The organism is Desulfurobacteriaceae bacterium (genome assembly GCA_039832905.1).
In the GTDB taxonomy this organism is placed as follows: domain Bacteria; phylum Aquificota; class Aquificia; order Desulfurobacteriales; family Desulfurobacteriaceae; genus Desulfurobacterium.
In genome coordinates this window covers 372-5,152 of record JBDOLX010000004.1, presented here as the reverse complement: position 1 = coordinate 5,152, position 4,781 = coordinate 372, and the positions used below count along the sequence as shown (strand labels likewise).

Below are 4,781 nucleotides of genomic sequence, written 5' to 3'. Positions count from 1 at the left end.
TAAAGCCTTTTCATAAGCTCTCCTTAACTTCCTGTCCTTTATTTCTTCTGATTTCTGTGAAACTTTCATATCAATTCTCCTTAAATTTTTTTTGTACCAACCTTTTAGACATTGATTCCCTTATTCTCCAAAATCCTCCTGAGCTCAGGGTTATCCTTAGCGAACTCTTTTAAAAGATTTATGAACTCTTCTTCATTTAGGATTTTTACTCCAAGCTTTTGCGCCTTTTCAAATTTAGAACCGGGGTTCTCTCCAACTACCACAAAACTTGTTGTTTTAGAAACGGAATTTGTAGGGTTTCCACCAAGGAGTTTAATAATCTCTTGGGCTTCTTTTCTTTTAAAGTTTTTAAGTTCACCTGTAAAGACAACCTTTTGACCTTTAAGAGGTTGTGGTAAAGAAACCTCTTTTTCCTCTTCTTTAGTTCTTTTAAACTTAAAGCCTGCTTTTTCAAGTTTCTTTATAGTTTCAATGTTTTGTTCAGCTTTAAAGAAGTTCTTTATGCTTGTAGCAACGATAGTTCCAATTCCTGATAAACTTGCAAGTCTTTCAAAAGGAGCGTTCTTTAGTTCTTCTATGTCCTTAAACTCGCTTGCTAAAACTTGTGCTGTTTTCTCTCCAACGTGTCTTATACCAAGAGCTGTAATTTTCTTCCAAAACGGTGCTTCCTTTGACTTTTCTATCTGCTTTAAAAGGTTTTCGGTTTTTTTGTATCCCCAACCTGGTAAAGACATTAAGAAAAGTTCGTTCAGGTAATATAAATCTGCAATTGACTTAACAAGTCCTTTCTTTGTAAGAAGGCTAGCAGTTGCTTCCCCTAAACCTTTTATATCAAGTACTTTTCCCCAGTAGATTAAATGCTCTTTTAGCTGGGCAGGACAGTTTATATTGGGACATCTTGGAACAGCCTCGTCAAGCTCTTTAACTATTGGTGCACCACATACCGGACACTTTGTCGGAACTTCTACATCTTTAACATCTTCTTCCCTTCTTTCAACAATAGGAGCAACTATATAAGGTATTGTTTCTCCTGCTCTTTCAACGATTACGTAGTCTCCAATTTTTATGTCCTTCTGCTTTATAAAGTCTGGATTAAAAAGGGATGCCCTTGAAACTATTACACCTCCAACTTCTACCAGTTCAAGAACAGCAACTGGAGTAAGAGCTCCCGTTCTTCCAACCTGCCAGATAACGTCTAAAAGTTTCGTTACTGCTTGTTTTGCCGGAAATTTGTAAGCAACAGCCCAGCGAGGATGATGCATAGTTTCACCTAAAATTTTCCAAGTACATATGTCGTTTACCTTTACAACCATTCCATCAGCTTCAAAATCCCAAGTTTCTCTTTCTTCCTGTGCTTTGAGGACAGTTTCTATAACCTCATCAATATTTTTACAGACTTTTTGAATGTGTGGAGTTTTAAAACCTGTCTCTTTTAATATTTCTAAAGCCTCTTTTTGGGTTTTTATATCGTCACATAAATTTTTTGGACTAGAAAAGAGGATTTGATAAGCAAAGCAGTCTAAGTTTCTCTTGGCAACTTCAGAAGGGTCTTTAAGGCGAAGCGTTCCTGCTGCTGCGTTTCTTGGGTTTGCAAAAAGGGGTAGTCCTTTTTCTTCCCTTTCTTTGTTAAGTTTTTCAAAAACGCTTTTTGGCATTATAACTTCACAGCGAACAGAGACCTTTTTTATACCAAACTTTGAAAATGGAGCTCTTAAAGGAATTGTTCTTATTGTTTTTATGTTCATAGTAATATCTTCCCCAAGAACTCCATCACCACGAGTTGATCCCCTTACCAAAAGGTTATCTTCATAAACAAGCTCAACGCTTGCTCCATCAAACTTTGGCTCTACGATGTATTCAACTTCATCTTTTCCAAGTAGCTCTTTTACTTTTCTATCCCACTCCCTTAAATCTTCTGGTGAGTAGGTGTTTTCTAAGGAAGTCATTTCAGCAAGATGTTTAACTTTTTCAAATTCTCCTGTAAATGCTGGAGCGATTCTTTGAGTTGGAGAGTCTTGGGTAATTACTTCAGGATGGGCATTTTCAAGCTTTTCAAGGGCGTGAAAAAGTTTGTCGTACTGACAATCTGAAATAACAGGACTTGTTAGAACGTAATATTTATAATCGTGATACCTTATTACCTTCCTTAAATCTTCCGCTAATTTCCTTGCTTTGTCCTCGGAGAGAGTTTCAAACCACTTTTCATCCTTTCCTTCAAGTTCTTTAAGAAGTTTATCTGTAAGTTTCTGTAATTCTTTTTCTTCTAATGCTGTGTACACAATTTCCTCCACGTTTAGTTGGAGTTTTTATATGATATTAATCCAGATTGGAAATATAACAAGGAGGAACGGTAATGAAAACAGTAGATATCACAACAAAGTTTGACAACCTAAGAACTGCAAAAGCGGTCGGCAAGATTAGACTCTCTCCGGAAACTATAAGAAAGATTTTAAGCAAGGAAATTCCAAAAGGAGATGTTCTTGCAGCTTCCCAAATTGCCGGAATTATAGGGGCTAAGAAAACAGCTGACATTATGCCTTTCTGCCATCCGATTCCGATTGATCACATAGAGGTTAAAACCAACGTTGGGGAGAACTACATAGAAGTAGAAGCCGAAGTTAGAGGTATCTGGAGAACGGGTTACGAAGTTGAAGCTATGAATGCAGTTATGATGGCACTTTTAAACATTTTCGATATGTGCAAAGCTTTTGACAAAAATATGGTTATTGAAGACGTTAAAGTTATTTCAAAGAGTGGTGGAAAATCCGATTGGTCAGAAGACTTATCAAACCTAAAAGCCGCTGTCGTTACTGTTAGTGATAGTGCTTATGAAGGAAAAAGGGAAGACAAAAGCGGTCCTCTTGCAAAGGAAATTTTAGAAAGCTTTAAGGCGAAAGTTATTGGTTATGTTGTTGTTCCAGACGAAAAAGAAAAGATAAAAGAGGCTATCAAGAATTTTGAGAAGGAAGGAGCAAACGTTATCATAACAACAGGGGGAACAGGTTTTAGCAAGAGGGATGTTACTCCTGAAGCAACAGAAGATCTTTTGCAAAAAGAGATGGTGGGCTTTTCAGAAGCTATGAGAATTCTCGGAGTTAGATTCACTCCAAAAGCTTTAATGTCAAGGGCAAAGGTTGGATTTTTAAATGAAGATTGCATCGTTATTAACCTTCCCGGAAGTTCAAAGGCTGTTAAACAAAACCTTGAAATGTTCTTACCGCTTGTTAAGCACGCTCTAAAGATGGCAAAGGGAGAAGGACATTAAAGTGCTAACGGTTTGTATCCTAGCAGGTGGTAAAAGCAAGAGGTTTAAAAAAGATAAGCTGTTTCAAAACCTTTTTGGTAAGCCTTTAATCTCTTACGTTATTGATAGTGTTAAAGAACTTGGAGAGGTTATAGTTGTTGGAAAGCCAAGCGATAAATTTCTCTACTTGAAAGACGTAGCTTTCATTCCAGAAAGTTTCAAAGACCATTCTCCACTTTATGGGATTATTACTGGGCTAAGAAATGCTTCTTTCGAAAAAGTCCTCTTTCTCCCAGGTGACGTTCCTTTTATAAAAAAAGAGGTTTTAAAAGCCTTTTCGAAAGAAGCACCTCCATGCGTAATTTCTGAAGGGAATTTTCTACATTCTCTCTTCTTCTTGGCTTCTAAAGTCCATCTACCATTTGTTGAGGAGTTTCTCAAAAGAGGAAACTACAGAATATCTGACCTTCATGGATTTTTAAGTAGCAAAAGACTTGATTTTAGAAAATTAGAGATATTAGATTATAGAAGAAGAAGTCTTCTTAATATAAACAGGCAGGAGGAGTTTTATGAAGCCATCTATTGATGCTTTGATTAACGAGGTAAAAGACTCTGCGAACCCTGAAAATCTTGGAATGGTTCTTGTTCACAATGGAGTTGTGAGGTCAACTTCAAAAACTGGAGAGTGCGTAAAGGAGATGGAACTTTCTTACGATGAAGAAAAACTAAAGGAGGTAGTTTCGGAAATAGAAAAAAGAGAAGGAATTGAGGCTGTTAGAGTTTGGATAAATAGAGGAAGGTTAAAGATTGGAGACGACATAATGATAGTAGTTGTAGCAGGAAGGTTTAGAAAAGATGTCCTACCAGCTTTTGAAGAGCTTATCTCAAGGATAAAAAAAGAGGTCGTAGTTGAAAAAGAAATTCAGAGATGATTACCTTACCAACTTTGAAAAGTGGGTAATTCTTAAAAAGGGGACAGAACCTCCTTTTACCGGTAAGTATTGGAACCATTTTGAAGAAGGAATCTACCTTTGTAAAAGGTGTGGTTCTCCCCTTTTTAAAAGTGAACATAAGTTCTTTTGTACGTCCGGTTGGCCATCTTTTGATGACTGTATTAAAGGGACTGTTAAAGAAATCCCTGAAGAATTCCCAGACGATAGGATAGAAATCATTTGTTCAAACTGTGGAGCTCATCTTGGACACGTTTTTTATGGGGAAGGGTTAACCAAAAAGAACGTTAGATACTGTGTGAATTCTGTTTCTTTAACTTTTATCCCCAGGGAGGAAACTATGAAAAAGTATAGATGTGTTCCTTGTGGTTACGTTTATGACCCAGAAGTTGGAGATCCTGACAACGGAATACCTCCAGGAACTCCTTTTAGTGAACTTCCAGACGATTGGACTTGCCCTTGGTGTGGAGTAGGAAAGGAAGATTTTGAACCTGTGGAGGAGTAATGGCTGTAAAAAAGATAAAGGAAACCGTCTTTTGGGTAGGAGCAATAGATTGGGACAGAGTTCTCTTTGATGAGCTTGTTTC

Annotated in this window: 5 protein-coding genes; 4 read left to right on the top strand and 1 reads right to left on the bottom strand. The window is 37.2% G+C overall.

What is annotated here, in order from left to right:
• Window positions 1-104: 104 nt before the first annotated feature.
• The gene (gene ligA / locus ABGX27_00105) at window positions 105-2,279 is read right to left on the bottom strand and encodes an NAD-dependent DNA ligase LigA (protein MEO2067903.1); all 2,175 of its coding nucleotides are present in this window, start codon (window positions 2,277-2,279) and stop codon (window positions 105-107) included.
• A 74-nt stretch (window positions 2,280-2,353) separates the two neighbouring features.
• Between ligA and moaCB the strand changes: the two genes are divergently transcribed.
• Genes moaCB through msrB form a run of 4 tightly spaced genes read left to right on the top strand, consistent with a single transcriptional unit; the run spans window position 2,354 to window position 4,699 of the window.
• Window positions 2,354-3,265 (top strand): bifunctional molybdenum cofactor biosynthesis protein MoaC/MoaB, encoded by a 912-nt coding sequence (moaCB, locus tag ABGX27_00100; GenBank protein ID MEO2067902.1) that lies wholly within the window; start codon window positions 2,354-2,356, stop codon window positions 3,263-3,265.
• 1 nt (window position 3,266) lies between these two features.
• Window positions 3,267-3,830, top strand: a complete 564-nt coding sequence (locus tag ABGX27_00095; protein ID MEO2067901.1) for a molybdenum cofactor guanylyltransferase — start codon at window positions 3,267-3,269, stop codon at window positions 3,828-3,830.
• Complete coding sequence (locus ABGX27_00090; protein ID MEO2067900.1) at window positions 3,814-4,176, top strand: molybdenum cofactor biosynthesis protein MoaE; 363 nt, start codon at window positions 3,814-3,816, stop codon at window positions 4,174-4,176. The genes ABGX27_00095 and ABGX27_00090 overlap by 17 nt, the downstream gene beginning before the upstream one ends.
• Window positions 4,154-4,699 carry a peptide-methionine (R)-S-oxide reductase MsrB gene (gene msrB / locus ABGX27_00085; protein MEO2067899.1) on the top strand — a complete coding sequence of 182 codons (546 nt, stop codon included), beginning with the start codon at window positions 4,154-4,156 and terminating at the stop codon, window positions 4,697-4,699. Before ABGX27_00090 ends, msrB begins: the two co-directional genes overlap by 23 nt.
• The last annotated feature ends 82 nt before the right edge of the window (window positions 4,700-4,781 follow it).